Origin of the sequence: Rhodococcus sp. IEGM 1307, from assembly GCF_030056915.1 — a bacterium.
GTDB classification, from domain to species: domain Bacteria; phylum Actinomycetota; class Actinomycetes; order Mycobacteriales; family Mycobacteriaceae; genus Rhodococcus_F; species Rhodococcus_F opacus_D.
This window is the reverse complement of sequence record NZ_JASHKW010000036.1, coordinates 19,656-35,492: the sequence shown is the minus strand read 5'-3', so window position 1 is coordinate 35,492 and position 15,837 is coordinate 19,656. Positions and strand designations below refer to the sequence as shown.

Below are 15,837 nucleotides of genomic sequence, written 5' to 3'. Positions count from 1 at the left end.
ACTCGCGCCAACAGCTCTCTCACCTCACAGCGATCCGACAATCGCGAAAGGCTGCTGCGGTGTGCCTGCGGTGCTGACGCCAGTGCGCGCGCCCGGATCGTGCGCTGTCCTTTCCCTGACATGGAGTATCGACGACCTCTACGCATGAGGGGCAAGCCGCAACCGCAGCTCAGCGCTGAGCCGACGCATCCGACCCACGGCCCGCCGGGGCATCGGACGGGCCGGCAGGCCGAACAGGTCGAGCATGTTCTGCAGCCGAATCGGGATCCCGCGACCGGCGAGGGCTCGCCAGTCGGCGAGAATCTTCACCGGGTCACCGCCCATGTGGTCGGCGAGCCCCTCGAGGATCATCAGATCCGTCACCGTGATCAGTGCGGGTGGAGCCACATACCGGGCTGCCGGGCTCAGGATTGCATGCGCGCGTTCGCTGATCTGGAAGTCGACGAACTCCGAGTACGGCAACCCGGCGTCCGGAGTGACCACCAACGGGACGAAGATCGTGTCGGCGGTGATCCGTGAGCCGTCTCCGGGCCAGCCGTTGTCAGCGAGCAATTTGATGGTCGACGCCAACTGTGTGAACTTGTGCTCGAGGAGGTTGCGCTCGATGTCGCCGTCGAGCAGATTCGGATCTCCCTGCCCCTCGGACAACGGTGCGATCAGGCGACGGTTGCTCGCGTCGACCACGACGCAGTACCGGCCGCGGACCATGACGAAGTCGCACACGGACGGCGGCCCGGAAGCCCCCGGAGTGGTCCACGCCTTCTGCATCACCGGTTCGGTGGCCACCGCGACGTCGTGCAGATGCGGCTGCGCGGCGATGCGGCGGATCCCCTCGCCCACCCGGGCCTCGAAGATATCGTTCATCGCCTGCTCGAACTGCCTACCTGCTCGCGGGCTACTGGTGCGCAGTTCTTCGCGGAGGTCGAAGAAGGGCAGGTCGCCGAAGATCCGCTGGGCGCCCATCTGGGCGCGGAGCAGCAACAACGCGCCGTCGGGCAACCGGACTAGCGGGTAGCGCTGCACGGTGAACCGGGACCATGCCGTGACCAGTCCCTGCTCCTCCTCGTCTCGGAAGCTCTGACGCAGATCCGTCAGGGAGATGACCATGTGTTTCTCGACGTGGGTGAGGACGCGGTCCGGAACACCGGCGGCGCGGAGCTCGTCAGTGGTGAAGCGCACGTGACCGGTCGTTGCACGGTCGATGATCAGACGGCCGAACGCGAGCACGTCGTCGAACGGCACCCCGAACGCGGCCTCGAACACCATCGCGGGTGACTCTCCGGTGAGCCGGTCCACCTTCGTGCCCTGCGGCCACGGACGCCGCCATACATCGTGCAGATGCGGGAGCAATGTTTCGATCGTTTCCGGCTTCTCGTACGCGAGAGTGGCGACCTCGTCAACGGCGAACGTCCGCATGAGCTCGCGCAGACCCTCCTCGCTCAACCCGTCGAGGACGGACTTGATCTGGGCCACGGACTCGGCGTCGAATCCCCTGATCTCGGGCATTTCGAGCTGGCCGGAGACGTGATCGTGCTCTGTATTTGTCCCGAGAAGGCAACGCGTGAGGTCATCCGAACTCACAGGGTCGAGCGTGTCGTCGTCCGGTGCCGACAAGATGACCTCGCGCGCGCACTGCATCAGACCCCTCGGAGAGATCAGGCCCCGGTGGTCGGCGGCGATCAACGGTTCGAGCGCCTCGCGCAGTTCCGGACCGAGGGCACCGACCCAGGCACGCTCCACATCCATCCGGGTGTCGCTGATGATCGCGGAATCCAACCGGGCCAGCAGTTCGGCCACCACCTGCAGCGAACCGTAGACGTTCACCCCGCGCCAGACACCCTCACGGTCATCGCGATCAAACGCGCTCCCCAGAACCTCCCGCGCCGCGATCGCCGCCTTCATGCCGAAGGCACCGCTCGCGACGGCGGGATTCATCAGACTGCGGTTCGACGACATACCGACAAGTCTGCTCTACGACGCCGACAACCTCGAGCACCCGGCACCAGATTTCCCCGGAACATCATTCACGTGAATGACACTGCATATGTGAGCATTTCAGTACCGAAGGATGCGGTGTCGAGGACCGCGAGGCCTGGATCTGAGGGACGAACGGGAGCCTCCGTCCCTTCGGCATGGTGTCGACGTTGCGCGGGATCGACTGAGGGTCGGCAGTCATGATCTCGGGGATCGCATGCCATGGCTCTTTGCATCGATCCACGCCCTGGATGCGGGTAGATACGCCTTCCGTCGCAAGGGATCGTGGGATGGGGATGTCGCGGAGGGCCTTCAGCGACTGCTCCGGCGAGGGACAGCGCCATGTGCACCTATCCACGCCGACTTCACCCAGGCCCCGATCCTGGATGCTTCCGATCAAACCTGGGCCACCAGCGACGCTCCATGACTAGGACCGGCCCGCGTCGTCGGGTACACCGCGACCAGTGGGTCACACCGTACGGCCCATCTCGTCGAGATGCGACCTGATCACGGTCAAGGCCAGCACTTCTCGGTTCAGCGTGCCCAGCGCGCTGGACAACGTCCGACCACTGCTCTGCCCGTACCCGACGTCTGCGGCAGCGAGCAAAAGCGGTGCACTCGCCTCGTTCAGATCGAACCGCACCGCCTCCACCTCCGACTCGAGCACCTTCATCATCTTCTCGACCCGGCGGAGCTGCCGGTGATACATCTCGAGGAACAGCGACTCGATCTGCGACCAGCTCGGCACATGCTCGCGATGCAGATAGGCATGGCCGCTCTTGGTACGCGCCACCCCCTCGACGAGTCGGCGATCCTTCCGGAGCACGCCGACGCTCACCCCGCATTCCTTCCCTGCCGCCGACAATGTCAGGTACTCCGGGTCATCCTTCGGGTCGATTGCACGGTCCCTGGCCTCGTCCATGCGCACGAGCAGACCACACCACCACGACATCCGCGCCGACACCACGGCTGACTCCGTACCCCAACCGGCGGACATGCCATCACCCCAGTTCACACCGCGGATCCCTACGGCCGATACTTCTCGACATGACGCAGCAGAACCCGCAGGGCCCTCCACCTCAGTGGCGTCCTTCCCAGCCGCCGCAAGGGCAGTACCCGCGGCCGCCGCAGCCGCAACCGCATCGGGAACTCCAGACAGCGCTATGGCTCACGCTCCGGATCATCGGCGGCGCCGTCGGAGTGCTCTTCCTGATCATGGCCCTCAGCTTTCTGTTCGCGGAGCCGATCTGGCTGCCCGCGGCGCTGCTGTTCGCCATCTCGTGGACATTGCTCTACTTCTCCGCCGTCGTTCCATTGCTCAAGCGCCGCAAGCGCGCCCCTGCCCCGTCCCAACCTGGTGACCGGGTCGGTTCCGCGATGGCGAAGATCGCGATTGGCATCGCCACCCCCTTCGCGTTCGTCATCCTCGTCGGGGCCCTCGACGTCTCCGTCAACTACGACGAACTCGCGGCCTACGGAACTGATCCCTCTGAGCAGGAAACTCCCGCGTCTTCCACGCCTGGTTCTACGTCGGAGCTGGCCACCGATACGGCAGCGCCACTCGCCTTCTCGGAAGGCATGGTTCGGGCGCACGGGGTGACGAAAGACGACGAGGGCGGCCAATCGAACGTGCGGTTCGTCGCCGGCACCGACGACCCGGCCCGGATCGATGACCTTCAGCGGCAGTGCGTGCAGCACTACCTCCGAGACACGAAGGCCGCGTACTGCTACGGCTACGCCAACGACGCGGACTACGCCCTGACCACGGTGGAGTGGACCCCGGAGTTCGACGAAAGCCCTTACGGCGGCGGCCGTCCCTGCTGGATCATCTACGGCGGCCAGCCAGTCGCCGGGCCACCGGGCACCGAAACAGCGAAGTCGGCGATCGAATACCGAACCCTGGGATGCCCAGGCGGTGTCGGCTTCCCGGACGACACACCGCCCGCGCTCACGCCGGAGGGGGCGCCTCCGCCGGCCACCGTTCCCACTCACGACGCCTGCGCACTCCTCGCCCCAGCCGCCCTCGTGGCCGGCGGATTCAGCGACCGGACCAGCCAGGCCCCCGGCGCCCCGGGATCTACCGCGCACGGCGACATCCTCGCCACCTACGCGTGCGGCAACGCCGACAGCAGCGTCGTCCTCGAGATCGACATGCACAACAGCCCGGAGTCGGCGCGCGAGGCCGCTGACGACAACACCAGCGCCGATCAGACCTTCCTCATCGATGGAGGCACCCGAGTACCCTTCGACGCCAACCGCGGCGGCGCGAAGATCATCAACACCGAGTTCGGGATCTCGCGCGTGAGCTGGTCCAGCGGCCCCTACGCGGTCATGCTCGAAGTCATGTCGGACCCGGCCGTCCCCGGACTCACCGCCGTCCATCCGCACGAGCGCATCGACGCCATGATTACCACCACCGTCGACCACGCCGACGCGCGCCTTGCCGGCGGCGGTTGGTGAACTGTCCAGCACCCGGCGACGCAGAAGGCGCCGTGACCTGCGATGGCGACACGTCCCCTCGACCGTCCGGCCACGCACCACCCACTCCGGGTCGACTCGTCGGGGTAGTTCCCGAAATGTACGCCACCCTTTATTGCCCACACCAATACTTCCGGAATCAGTTTTGGGCGCCATAATGACAGGAAAAGTCTTTGTTCTCGGCGGAGAAACAACCAAAATACATCTCGGCCGGGAGGATGCGTCAGCGCGCACGACGGATCTGTGTCATTGTTTTGCTTGACCTACAGCGACGTATTCAGCTGCTGCACTCCAGGTCCGCCCGCCGATGCGGGCAGCTCGGCCGCTCATCCAATCCTCCGACGGCCCGCAGCCTGCCCAAATCGCGGATTGTTAAGAAAGTGATAGTTAAGCGCTTATATAATAAGGAGATTAATAATGAGCGATATTTCCGATAGTAAAGTTTTTTCTGCAAATAATAGATACGGTCGTTGGTTCAGTCACTTCGGGCGACTGTCACGATGTTGCCTGCGCGCGCTCTGGCTACTGCTGCAGATCCTTCGAGTCATCGACACCATGCGCTGGCTGGTCAGCCAGGCGCAGGGCTGCATCGAGGTCCTCCGTGCACGTAACTGGCCGGATGGGATCAGCTTCGGCGCCATGCCGATCTAGTTCCCCCTGGGTTCCGGCCAGAGTGAAACCGAGCAATAGCTTCACTCCGGCCGGCGCCCGGCCGTGACCAATAATTGAGGAGGTCGACTAATTCAGGTAGGTCGACATCACACGGGTCAGGCGCGCGCCTGCCCTCGCAAGCACCTCAACCGCTATGGGCCAGCCCACCATGGCTATCGGTGAGAGGCCGACGTGGGTACCGCCGCCTTTCCTGCCCGGTGCGCAGAACGTGACGTATCCAGCCTCTTCCTCCTCTAGGCGAACGACGAACAGCCACCCGCCGTGCCCGATCTGCGGGGCGCGGCAGCTCGACACCCGCCGCACGCCGTTCGCGGCCTGCGCACGCGCAACACCATTGACGATCAGACCGGCCCCTACCCACCCGGCCGCCCACCACCACGACCCCGCCAGAACGCACACTATTCCGGCGACCAACGCCGCCACCGCCAGCACTCGCGTTCGGAATGCATAGCAGCAAACCCCAGCAAACACACGATCCCGCCGCATGACTGCCCCGACGGTTTGACACAATCGACGGCACATCGCGCAGAGCAACAAGCGAAACGGGAACGATGAAACCACTGATCACCCCAGCCAACGTCGTCGTCACAGCGACCGGCGCTTACTGCCTCCACCTAGCAGCAACTACCTGGTCACCAGAGATGTCCGTCGTCGGTCTCGGTGCATGGGCGGTCAGTGCCACCGCCCTCGTCCGCCTCGAGCACCGGAGACACGCACCAACCACGGCACGGTGAACACTCCCTCTGCTGCGACTCCAGCGCCAAGTGCAGCGCATGACACTGTGACCGGTTGCGCCGAGGGCTCAATGGTCCGACCCGGGCCGCGCCCGGTGCACGAATGAATGAGAGGAATTTACCCATGGTGGCATTCGACGAGACCGACCTCGGTATCGAGGTGGCGGAGCGCACCAACGTCTGCGCGATTGTGGGACTGTTCTGCGCCCTGATAGGGCTTGTCGTCCCGGCGCTGGTATTCGGAGCGATCGGTTACGTCGAGACGGGCGGACGCGAACACGAAACCGGCTCCGGCCTCGCCGTTGCCGCACTGATCCTCGGGGCCATCGAACTAATCGTCGCCGTGCTGACCGCGGTCATCGTCCTCGTGACGATGCGCTGACCGAGCAGTCCAGGGTCGGCGTTCGTCAGCAGCCGACACCCACCCACCGAGACAATTGCGTACCGTCACGGTCATCGGTCCGCGAGGGTGAACCACGCGATCCCAGCCGCCACTTCCCCTCTACCACCGAATCACCCAAGGCCGGCCCCCTGACCCTTCCGTGCACTGGTGAGGCCACAGGCGACGCCGCAACTGTCGTTCGCATGAATGAACTTCGGCCCACCTCTGTCGTGTCGAGGTCCGCCACCGACTCCGGGGCCCATACTCACGGCTATGGGAGCAATGAGTCCGTGGCACTGGATGATCGTGTGCGCCGCGTTGGCCGTGATGCTGGCGATCATCATCGGCGTCATCCTGCTCATCGTGCGGATAGTCAAGTCCGGTAGCAAGGCGGCGCCCGCTCACCCGGTGCCACCGGGCTGGTATCCCGACACCGTAGATGCACGGTTGATTCGCTGGCACGACGGTCACCACTGGACCGACCACGTGCAAAACCGGTAACCCGCACTGAGCGCCCCGCCGCGGACAGGCCGGTACGGGCGATGTGACCGACTGAAACCGAGAGGCAATCGCATCCGGACGACGAACGAGATGCCGTCGCCATCGGAAGGAACTCCAATGAAACGAAATCTGGCGGTCTGGGTGTTCGCTGTCGCCCTGATATTGACGGGATGTGGAAGCGGCGACCAGACGAGCCAGACGGCGACGTCCTCCATCACGACGCCGCCGGCGACGACCACCGCGGTCCCGGCGTCCACCACACTCAACGCACCACCCCCGCCGGAGACGCCCGTCGCCGTGCGGGCCACCACCGACGCACCCGTCGAACCGGTGAACGAGGAGCCGTACATCGTCGAATGCCTCGAAGGCACACCCGGACCGGCACGATTCAGCGACGGCACCCTCGCCTTCTCACAATGGTGCTTCGACCAGCTCGGCGGCGACGAATACCTCCGCCAAGAACGCGAAGCCAACACCTTCGAATGCGACGGCGTGACCTGCCGCAACCCCTACACCGGCGGCAGCTACCCCGACCCCGACGCCGTCACCCGCACACCCGTGGGCACCACCTCCGATCGCGGATACTCCTGCTACGACAGCGGCTGCTACTGGCCCGACGGAACCCCAGTCATCGGCGCCGACCGATGCGGCACCCGATGCGGCGAAGAACCCACCTCAGAGGAGATACAAACCCGCAACGGCTGCGAAGCCGGCTACATCACCGACCCGAAACTCTGCGCCGGCGTCGGCTACTGAAAGCCTGCGCACCGGATGAGATCTGTGCGTCGCCCCGGTGTGCGGAAGGCCTGCCAAGACGAAGCGTCGAAACAACAGCACCCTCAGCCTATTTGCGATACCTGCGGATACAGTCATTTGATCTATACCGCCGCTCCGGATCGAGTGGTGTAATCCGGGGTGACGACTCTCGATCGCCGACCCAGCCGCACAGAAGAATTCACACCGTGGCCGCTTCGGGCGCTCTGGAAGAACTTCACATCGAGGGGGAAACTGTGACCACTGTTCAACCGCCGTCGGCGATTCGCAAACAAGGGGCCTGGGGGCTGTGGTGGCTCACCGTCATCACCTTCGGCATCTACTACCTGGTCTGGTACGACCGCATCGGCGGGGAACTGGCCGCCACCGCAGGCGTCAGCCGCGAAGCCTGGACCCGGTGGTGGTCCCAGCTGATCCCCATCTACGGGCTCATCGGCCTGTCCCGGACCGCCAAGCGCCTCAACCAGGCCCACACCCAGGTCGGGTCCTCGACGCGGGTGTCCCCGGTCGTCACCTGGCTGTGGGCGCCGTTCTGGTTCGGCTCACACACCCGGTACCTGCAGCGCCGCATCAATATTCTCGTCGATATCTACTCCAGCCGCGCCACCCAGCACGCACCCGCGTAGCCCCGGAAAGCAACCCCGGCCTTCCCCTGCGAGTCGAACCAGGCCTCCGCATCATTCCGCGTGATGCGGAGGCTCCTGGATACGTCTCGGGCTACCTTCGATGGCCTCGCACGATGCCACCTCAAGGCTTCGTTCGCGGTCCAGGCGACGGCCCACCAGCATGACGCAGCGCTCCGCGGATCGGCATTGGGACCACCCGTCATGTATATCGAGTGAATGACACTGCCGCGTGGTGCATTCGCCCTATATATGGCAGACGCAAGCCCGTGGCCGTCGTGCCCAGCCTCGGGCGGGACTACCGGTTGCCTCCGGTGGTGCATCCGGACTCGGACGCCGGTGAAATGCCCACTGGCCCACGCATGGCCCTCGGGTACGTCAACGACGACAACCGACCACCCCCGATTCCTCGGCATCGTCACGGACATCGACCCTCCTGTTGCCCAGTGTTGGCCGCACGTCGCGATTATGGGAAGTCACATGTAGCCACGCGAGACAGCCGATATGCAGCTTTCACGGCCGACCGTGACGCCGACGGCCAACTTTCTGCGCCCGGGAACTACTCGATGTAGCCGACTTCAACGCCCACGATGGTCCCGTCACCAACGATGGCGCTGCAGTTGAACTCACTGCGGACGGTGGCACCGAACGAGTTGCTGGCGTCAACATCGCCGGTGACTACCCAGCGGCTCAGTTTGCCGTAGTTGCTGTACCTGTCCAACTGCGCGTAGTCCTCGTCGATGGTCTTGAGGCTGTCCGTCTCGTGCGCGGACACGTCACTGAACTCGGCAGTGCTCGGCGACTTCATCCGATCGGCCACGGCGCTTGTGCATCGGTCGATGGCTTCATCCTCTGTGCTGTTGCCGAATACGGTGAATCCGACGATGACGGCAACGATGACCAGAGTGCCCGCTGCAATCCACATGCCCTTGCGGCTGCGCTTGGGCGGCGCTGCTGACGCAGGTGTGGCCGTAGATGCAACGTGGGAGGTAGGCGCATCGAGTTGTCGCGTATCCGTCCAAGTCTGGCCGTCCCAGTACCGGACCGAGTTGGGTTCCCCCGATGGGTTGGGATACCAGCCGGGGGATGCGGAGTCAGGCATGCGGGTCCGTTCGTGGTTCGGGAAGTGGTCGGTCAAAGGGGTAGCAAATTCAGATGCCCCGAAGGAACGAATCAATAGTCCCGTTCGATGATTTCGAACGGGACCACCGAAACCCGTGTTGGTGGGGAGATCCAGGTCGAGAACCACCCAACAGTTCAGGACCGCCACTAGCTCGCCGCGGTGAACGAGCGAGCCCAGGAACGCGAAGTGGCTGAGGGCCGCTCTTCGTGTCTACGTGGATGACACTGTGCGCCGCCGAACGCATCACTCACCTGTTGCGATGGGCTAGATGTTGACGCCGTAGTCTCGGGCGATCCCGGCCAGGCCGGAGGCGTAGCCCTGCCCGATCGCGCGGAACTTCCACTCGCCGCCATGCCGATACAGCTCACCGAACACCATTGCCGTCTCGATGGAGGCGTCCTCGGTCAGGTCGTAGCGCACCAGTTCGTTTCCGGTGCTGCGGTCGACGACGCGGATGAACGCGTTGGTGACCTGCCCGAAGCTCTGCCCCCGCTGCTGCGCGTCGTGGATGGAGACGGGGAAGAAGATGTTGGTGACGTTCGGCGGCACCGCTTTCAGGTCGACGTTGATGACCTCGTCGTCGCCATCACCGTCGCCGGTGAGGTTGTCGCCGGTGTGCTCGATGGACCCGTCGGGTGAGCGCAGGTTGTTGTAGAACACGAAGTGCTGATCGGACAGGACCCGCTTGCTCTCACCGGTCACCAATGCACTCGCGTCGAGGTCGAAGTCGTGACCGGTGGTCGAGCGCGCGTCCCATCCCAACCCCACCGCGACCGCGGTCAGGTTCGGTGCCTGCTTGTCGAGGGAAACGTTGCCGCCTTTGGCCAGGGTGACGCCCATGAAGATCCTTCCGCCCACAGCGTGTGGATGCGCACTGTTTGCCCACCCCATTCGACGCTCAGGCTACCCACCTTAGAACGTGATGTTTCGGACACGCCATTGCAGGGTGAATCCGTGTGATGCCCGTACTATCAGCGCGTGATCGGTTGCCAGACAGCACACACCGGAGATCGAAGATGATGCTTGCAGGATCGCTCGGTGCGATGCTGCCCGGCGGGGGTGTCTGGTGGCTGAGCGTTTGCCTTGTCCGTCGACGGTCGCATGAGTCGACCACCTCCCCCTGCGGGCGGTACGCGCGACACCCATTTCTGACCTCACCAGCACCTGGAAAGGACCGGCTCCGGCCGCACCTCATGACCGATCTCGCCCGCGGCCAGAACACCCCCATCGACGACGGCTCGCTCACTGTGGCCGTTTCCGGCGTCGGCCAGGGCGCCATCGACCTGATGGCCTTCCAGCTCGGTAGTGATCACCGGGTGCGCTCCGATGCCGACTTCATCTTCTTCAACCAACCCACCTCCCCCGAGGGTGCGGTCCGACTGGTCGCCGCCGACCGCATCACGGTCGACCTCCGCGCTGTTCCGGCCGGCATCGAGAAACTGTCCATCGCCGTGGCGCTCGACGAGCAGGTCGCCGGGAGCCTCGCGCACACCGGCAATCTCGGTGTCGTCCTCGAACAACCGACCGGGATGCGGGTCACCGCACGGGCGCTCGGCCTGACCACCGAACGGGCCGCGGTCCTGCTCGAGGTTTACCGCCGCCAGGGCACCTGGAAGGTCCGCAATGTCTCGGCGGGCTGGGACACCGGGCTGGCAGCCCTGGTCACCCACCACGGTGTCGACGTCTCCCACCAACCCGCCCCGGCGCCGGCGGCAGCGGCACCGCCCGCACCGGCGGCGGCGCCCCAGTACACGCCCGTGCACCCACCGGTCGTGGCCGCGGCGGCATCCGCCCCTCCCGCTCCCCTTCACACCCCACCACAACCGCCGGCGTCGGTCTCGGTGTCGCCGATCAGCTTCGAGAAGGTCAAGGTCACCCTGTCGAAGGACTCGGCCACCAAGACCGCCCGCATCGACCTCCGCAAGAGCCAGGGCGACCCCAACTGGGTGCTGACCGTCGGACTCGAATGGGACGGCCGCGGCGCCCACTACGACCCCTATGGCCGGGTCACCCGCTACGGGACCGGGGACCTCGACGTGTACTTCTTCTGCCGCGACGAGGTCACCAACAAGTTCGTCGTCATCAGCGGCGAACCCCGCCACCGCGGCACCCTCGACAAGTGGCCGTTCATCCACCACGACGGCGACAGCAAAGGCCCCGGCAACGGCAACCGCCCCGCCGTCGAACAGGTCCGCGTCCTGCCCACCGAGAACGGAGACCTCCTGGTCAACGTCTACCAAAGCGTCGACAACGGAACCGGCGCGATCGACGCCTTCGGCCGCCCCCGCGTCGCCATCCGATACGGTCGCGCCGCACCCGGCGGGCTCCCCGGCGACGACGCCGACGAAATCCTCGTCTACGTCGGCAACGGACAAGACTCCTACTGGGCCACCATCGCCCACATCGACGTGCAAGACGGCATCCTCACCGTCGACGGCGAAACCCGATACAGCCACCCCGGCAGCGAACACATGCCCGGACTCGACACCACCGGCACCTGGGTCCGCGAACCCCAGGGCGGACCCGTCGGCCGCAGCAAGAAAGCAAACCGCGGAATCGGACTCACCAAATACACCGGCCGCTGCCCCACCCCCACAGGAAAGTACTGACAATGCACCCACACACCCCGAAACGCCATGCCCGTGCCGCCGGCGTGCTCACCGCCCTCACCGGGACGCTTCTCCTCGGTGCTGGTCCCTCCAGTGCCGCGGAACCGGTTCTGGCGCCGACCATCACCGTCGACGCGGACGGGCTCGTCGTCCGCGCCACCGTCACCAACCCGAACCCCGGCCCGCTCACCTACCCGGGGGTCGAATGCTTCCCGCAACTGACCGACCACCAGAACACCGGCGGCGACATGCCATGGATGTGGCCGACCCTGCCGCAAGCCCGCGTTCCCGGCTTCGGCGCATCCATCGGTGAGACGAAACAATTCCTCATCACCGTGCCCCACCCCGGGGACTACACCGTCGAGGCGTACTGCTGGCTCCAAGGCGACGTGCAATCCGCCGCCGGCAGCGACAAAGTCACCCTCACCGTCGACGGGAGAACCAAACCGCAACCAGAACCCGAACCCACCCGACCGGGACTGCCCTTCTTCGGTAGCTGACAACCTTGCCCCATGCTCAGGTCTCAGCGCTGACAGACGCGGCTCAGCCATCGACGGGTCTGATGGATGCGGCGGACCGGTATCTCCTCGCCGCTAGCGTGCGAAGCCGTGGCATCGGCGGTCTCACGGTGCTCGGCTGCGTTTCTCGCCGCGTCGCGGGCGCGCTGGCGCTGTTCGTTGTATGCGGTGAGTTCGGCACGCAGGCCGGCGCGGAGTTCCGGGATCGTCTCGGTGGCGCCGAGCAGTTCGAAGAAACTGGTTAGCGGGAACGTGCGCTTGATTCCGTGGCGTGTCCAGTAGATCCCGACGTGATCGATGTGGTGTTCGTCGTCGAAGTCCAGGAGTGCGTAACCGGCAAGTTGATAGACATCGGACTTGGTGATCGTCGTCGCGGCGTGCGTGGATTTGAAGTCGAGAAGCAACCCGTCGACCAGCAGGTCCGCGTCGGCACCGTCGACGGCGTCAGACCCGGAAAAGCTTATCCCCGAGCGCGCCGCGCTCGCACGGGCACGTAGCTCGCCCAGTCCGGTGTTCGCGAGGCAGACCTGGTCGTGGAGTTGGTCGATGACGAACCACGGCACCTGGGCGCGTGCCTGATCGAACGTGACCGCCCTCCCGCCGTCCAGTAGTGGAGTCTTGTCGATGACGTGCAGGTACGAGCGGTAGAGCTGATCCAGCTGGCCGGCGACCACGCAGAGGCGGAGCAGGTCGTTCTCAATGGATTCGGGCAGGTCGATACGGTCGGCGGGCTGTGGGGGCGCTTCGGCGAGCGTGGCGGCGATCGCGGCCGTCAACTCACCCAGCAAGGCGGCGGCTTCCGGATGGTTTCTGGCCAGCGCTGCATGGCCCCTCCGCGCCGATACCGGGACGAGGTCGTCCGTGGTGAACGCCAGTCTCAGGCGAAAATCGATGGCTGTTCCGATCAACCCCCAGTCCGGCCGCTTCCCGGTATGACTGGATTTCGTCCGGAGAGCCGGCTTGCGAATACCGTCGTGGACCGCAGTCACCGCACCAGGGTTGGGAATAGATTTCTGCGCGAACCGCATGAACGGCGATCCGGCCCACTCGATCTGAGATGTCAAGGACACCGGCAGAACAATACTGCGCCACCCCTGGGCACCCTGCGCAGGTACGACAAGCGATCCCATGTGCCCGGCGACTACCTTCAGCGACCCCCAGTTATCTTCCACCTGCGGCACGTCTGGTAGTTACTCCCATGGAGCCGCTCCCCACCAATCCACAGCTCCCACTATTCACAATGCTCCCCCTGGACAACACTTCAGACAGGCGACACACAATATGCGAATCCGCCGCATCTTCTCGATCGCTACATGCATGAGCGCGGTCACGCTGATTTTCACCGCCTGCAGCGACGACTCAGCCACCACGGCGAGCAACGCCGCTTCGGCGTCAGCGACCACCTCGACGCAGGACGCCGACTCCACCATCAAACGGATCACCGCCCCACCCACGACCACCGCGGCGGCGGAGACCACGAGTGAGAAGGACCTGCACGGAGCTGCGCTCTACCTTCAGACGTGCCACGACACGCTGGAGTACTTCGACGCGGTCCGCGAACTCGCCGACCTGGTCGGCGAACCCTTCGACTCGAAGGAGGCCGCCGACGGCCTGCTCGAACTCGCACGCACCGGCGGCGAAGAGCTTCTTCAAGACCTCGAAGCGTCCGGTGACCTCGACGTCCCGGCCCCTGATCCGAACGAACCGACGTGGGAAGAAATCCCGAAGGCCGACCGCACCGAAATCGAGCGCGCCATCTACGCCGCCGCCGACGGCCACTGCTGACCCCACCGAAGAGGAACCAGCAAGACGGACATCATCTGGATCAGCCGAACAGCTCCCTCAAGATCGGCCCGATGACGGGAATGCCGTCGGCGCTGCCCGTACCTGTCGGCGCTGCCGTTACGTCGACACTCAGCGACGCGGTCGGCGGTCGATAATCCGGCCATCCCACACCACTGGCGCAGCCATACGCATACAGGGTGTGCGTTCCGATGCTCGTGGGCGTCCACTGCACGGTCGCCAGCAAGTCCTCATTCGGCGCAACCGGAATACCCCCGAGCAGGTCGCTCTGCTCAGCACCGTACGGATCGACATCCACCGCAACGCCGACGGTGCTGTGCTCCTGGCAATGCACCGTGACCGTGTAGGTTTCGCCTACATAGAGGTTGTCGCTGGAGACGGTGATCGTAGTCGGTGCAGGTTCGGCCCACGCGGGACCGGCGGTCAAACCCATCACCCCCGCGATGGCCGCCGCGAACATGATTCCCCGGCCGGTCCGCCGGTGCTGCGTTGCTGTCCTCATATGTCTCCTGCCTCAGGCACGCCGTCCTTGTTAGCGCACGGCGTGGTACGGCGGGGTCCGCGATGGCGCGTCTACGTGCCGGCGGCGCTCGCACCCCCTTGTGCGTATCAAAGCAGACCGCGCCGACATGGTTCACACGGCGTTCCCGATTCTGAATATGGGTGTGTAGATCGCGTGAATGACACCCCGCTAGGTTTCTCGTGATGTCGCGTGCCGTCGCATTTTTCGAGGATTCAGGTAACCGTGCGATCGGATGGCGCCGCCGACGACAACCGTGGTGCGGGTACCGCGGTGTGCCGAATTTCCTGACTCACACCCACACCCACCCGACGCGTGACCTGGCGAGGACTTCGCCCTCGAGCGTCGGCCGGGAAGTCCGCGACTACTCGCCGACGTAAGGAGCCCTCAGCTTGTTATTTAACCTGGTTGGGTTTCACTTTCTGGCTCCGTGAGTCGATTTTGGTGCGTTTCCCGACGTGATGGTGATGGGCGGGGCGGCGGTTCCTCGCGCCGGGTGGGCGTCCGGGACCGGGACGACTGGGTTTCGGTGCGCCGGCCGGATTGGGCATGGTCGCGCGGATGCGCGGAAACCCTCGACGGACCCGGGCCGGCGTCAACCGTCGCGGTGGCGCGGGTCGTTCCCACGGTCGGCGTAGGTCTTCGGCGAGCGGCCGGGCGTGTCGGAGTTGGGTGTGCGCAATCAGGACGATCCAGGTCCATGGTCGGCCGCCTCGGGGTTGCGGATCTTCGGGGCGGTCCAACCTAACGTCTGCTTGAAGAGCCGGAACGTGTGCTCGATGTCGAAGCGCCTCAGAAACATCTGCCACAATCGGTCGATATCGGTGGTGCCCGCACCCGGACTTGAGTACCAGAGCCACACCGGTTTGGGATGCCGGTCGCCGGGCAGGTGATCGACCGTCAGCCGGATCACCGTGCCTTCGCACGATCGGCGGGGGTCCCGGGTGGTCCGCCCACGATCCACGGTGAGTGATTCTCGGGTGCAGCCGATTCCACGCCGCAGTGATGGCTGTTCCGTAGCGGTCGGTGTCGGCCTCGCCCGGGCGCACCACTCCCTCACCGCCGAGCACCCCGCCGGCCCCAAATTCGCCGACGCCCCACACACCGACAACAACCACCCAGGGAC

The 15,837-nt window shown here is 65.2% G+C and carries 16 protein-coding genes; 9 read left to right on the top strand and 7 right to left on the bottom strand.

All coding sequences use genetic code 11. From position 1 onward, the window contains the following. Positions 1 to 138 precede the first annotated feature (138 nt). Entirely contained in the window at positions 139 to 1,956 is a 1,818-nt protein-coding gene (locus tag QM841_RS40765; RefSeq protein WP_283336464.1) for a hypothetical protein, read from the bottom strand. A 487-nt stretch (positions 1,957 to 2,443) separates the two neighbouring features. Beyond that, positions 2,444 to 2,989: a hypothetical protein gene (locus QM841_RS40760; protein WP_283336463.1), complete on the bottom strand. Its 546-nt coding sequence runs from the start codon at positions 2,987 to 2,989 to the stop codon at positions 2,444 to 2,446. 32 nt (positions 2,990 to 3,021) lie between these two features. Here QM841_RS40760 and QM841_RS40755 point away from each other — a divergent pair, with 32 nt between their 5' ends. From QM841_RS40755 to QM841_RS40730, 6 genes are all read left to right on the top strand, one after another. Next, entirely contained in the window at positions 3,022 to 4,434 is a 1,413-nt protein-coding gene (locus QM841_RS40755) for a COX15/CtaA family protein (RefSeq protein ID WP_283336462.1), read from the top strand. Between the two features lie 435 nt (positions 4,435 to 4,869). Continuing rightward, positions 4,870 to 5,103 carry a hypothetical protein gene (locus QM841_RS40750; RefSeq protein ID WP_283336461.1) on the top strand — a complete coding sequence of 78 codons (234 nt, stop codon included), beginning with the start codon at positions 4,870 to 4,872 and terminating at the stop codon, positions 5,101 to 5,103. 879 nt (positions 5,104 to 5,982) lie between these two features. Further along, positions 5,983 to 6,240, top strand: coding sequence for a hypothetical protein (locus QM841_RS40745; RefSeq protein WP_283336460.1), 258 nt, complete (start codon positions 5,983 to 5,985; stop codon positions 6,238 to 6,240). Between the two features lie 273 nt (positions 6,241 to 6,513). Beyond that, positions 6,514 to 6,741, top strand: coding sequence for a DUF2510 domain-containing protein (locus QM841_RS40740; RefSeq protein ID WP_283336458.1), 228 nt, complete (start codon positions 6,514 to 6,516; stop codon positions 6,739 to 6,741). Between the two features lie 117 nt (positions 6,742 to 6,858). Then, complete coding sequence (locus QM841_RS40735) at positions 6,859 to 7,497, top strand: hypothetical protein (protein WP_283336457.1); 639 nt, start codon at positions 6,859 to 6,861, stop codon at positions 7,495 to 7,497. A 254-nt stretch (positions 7,498 to 7,751) separates the two neighbouring features. Next, entirely contained in the window at positions 7,752 to 8,141 is a 390-nt protein-coding gene (locus QM841_RS40730; RefSeq protein WP_283336456.1) for a hypothetical protein, read from the top strand. Between the two features lie 556 nt (positions 8,142 to 8,697). Here QM841_RS40730 and QM841_RS40725 read toward each other — a convergent pair. Continuing rightward, entirely contained in the window at positions 8,698 to 9,276 is a 579-nt protein-coding gene (locus tag QM841_RS40725; protein WP_283336455.1) for a DUF2510 domain-containing protein, read from the bottom strand. A 249-nt stretch (positions 9,277 to 9,525) separates the two neighbouring features. Continuing rightward, positions 9,526 to 10,101, bottom strand: a complete 576-nt coding sequence (locus QM841_RS40720) for a TerD family protein (RefSeq protein ID WP_283336454.1) — start codon at positions 10,099 to 10,101, stop codon at positions 9,526 to 9,528. Positions 10,102 to 10,454: 353 nt separating this feature from the next. Here QM841_RS40720 and QM841_RS40715 point away from each other — a divergent pair, with 353 nt between their 5' ends. Both QM841_RS40715 and QM841_RS40710 read left to right on the top strand, forming a co-directional pair. After that, the gene (locus QM841_RS40715; RefSeq protein WP_283336453.1) at positions 10,455 to 11,870 is read left to right on the top strand and encodes a TerD family protein; all 1,416 of its coding nucleotides are present in this window, start codon (positions 10,455 to 10,457) and stop codon (positions 11,868 to 11,870) included. Positions 11,871 to 11,872: 2 nt separating this feature from the next. Continuing rightward, entirely contained in the window at positions 11,873 to 12,370 is a 498-nt protein-coding gene (locus tag QM841_RS40710) for a hypothetical protein (RefSeq protein WP_283336451.1), read from the top strand. Positions 12,371 to 12,393: 23 nt separating this feature from the next. On the opposite strand, the gene QM841_RS40705 is transcribed toward QM841_RS40710, so the two are convergent. Beyond that, positions 12,394 to 13,458 (bottom strand): hypothetical protein, encoded by a 1,065-nt coding sequence (locus QM841_RS40705; protein WP_283336450.1) that lies wholly within the window; start codon positions 13,456 to 13,458, stop codon positions 12,394 to 12,396. Between the two features lie 247 nt (positions 13,459 to 13,705). On the opposite strand from QM841_RS40705, the gene QM841_RS40700 reads away from it, so the two are divergent. Then, entirely contained in the window at positions 13,706 to 14,173 is a 468-nt protein-coding gene (locus QM841_RS40700; protein ID WP_283336449.1) for a hypothetical protein, read from the top strand. A 40-nt stretch (positions 14,174 to 14,213) separates the two neighbouring features. Here QM841_RS40700 and QM841_RS40695 read toward each other — a convergent pair whose 3' ends face one another. Both QM841_RS40695 and QM841_RS43290 read right to left on the bottom strand, forming a co-directional pair. Continuing rightward, on the bottom strand, positions 14,214 to 14,651 hold the full coding sequence (locus tag QM841_RS40695) for a hypothetical protein (protein ID WP_283336448.1): 438 nt from the start codon (positions 14,649 to 14,651) through the stop codon (positions 14,214 to 14,216). A 742-nt stretch (positions 14,652 to 15,393) separates the two neighbouring features. Then, a complete protein-coding gene (locus QM841_RS43290) occupies positions 15,394 to 15,675 on the bottom strand; it encodes a hypothetical protein (RefSeq protein WP_349307463.1) in 282 nt (93 codons plus the stop codon). Positions 15,676 to 15,837 lie beyond the last annotated feature (162 nt).

Bases quoted from the DNA above. Each gene is read 5' to 3' on its own strand.
- QM841_RS40765 (WP_283336464.1), bottom strand. From the start codon at position 1,956: ATGTCGTCGAACCGCAGTCTGATGAATCCCGCCGTCGCGAGCGGTGCC.
- QM841_RS40755 (WP_283336462.1), top strand. From the start codon at position 3,022: ATGACGCAGCAGAACCCGCAGGGCCCTCCACCTCAGTGGCGTCCTTCC.
- QM841_RS40750 (WP_283336461.1), top strand. From the start codon at position 4,870: ATGAGCGATATTTCCGATAGTAAAGTTTTTTCTGCAAATAATAGATAC.
- QM841_RS40745 (WP_283336460.1), top strand. From the start codon at position 5,983: ATGGTGGCATTCGACGAGACCGACCTCGGTATCGAGGTGGCGGAGCGC.
- QM841_RS40740 (WP_283336458.1), top strand. From the start codon at position 6,514: ATGGGAGCAATGAGTCCGTGGCACTGGATGATCGTGTGCGCCGCGTTG.
- QM841_RS40735 (WP_283336457.1), top strand. From the start codon at position 6,859: ATGAAACGAAATCTGGCGGTCTGGGTGTTCGCTGTCGCCCTGATATTG.
- QM841_RS40720 (WP_283336454.1), bottom strand. From the start codon at position 10,101: ATGGGCGTCACCCTGGCCAAAGGCGGCAACGTTTCCCTCGACAAGCAG.
- QM841_RS40715 (WP_283336453.1), top strand. From the start codon at position 10,455: ATGACCGATCTCGCCCGCGGCCAGAACACCCCCATCGACGACGGCTCG.
- QM841_RS40710 (WP_283336451.1), top strand. From the start codon at position 11,873: ATGCACCCACACACCCCGAAACGCCATGCCCGTGCCGCCGGCGTGCTC.
- QM841_RS40700 (WP_283336449.1), top strand. From the start codon at position 13,706: ATGAGCGCGGTCACGCTGATTTTCACCGCCTGCAGCGACGACTCAGCC.
- QM841_RS40695 (WP_283336448.1), bottom strand. From the start codon at position 14,651: ATGTTCGCGGCGGCCATCGCGGGGGTGATGGGTTTGACCGCCGGTCCC.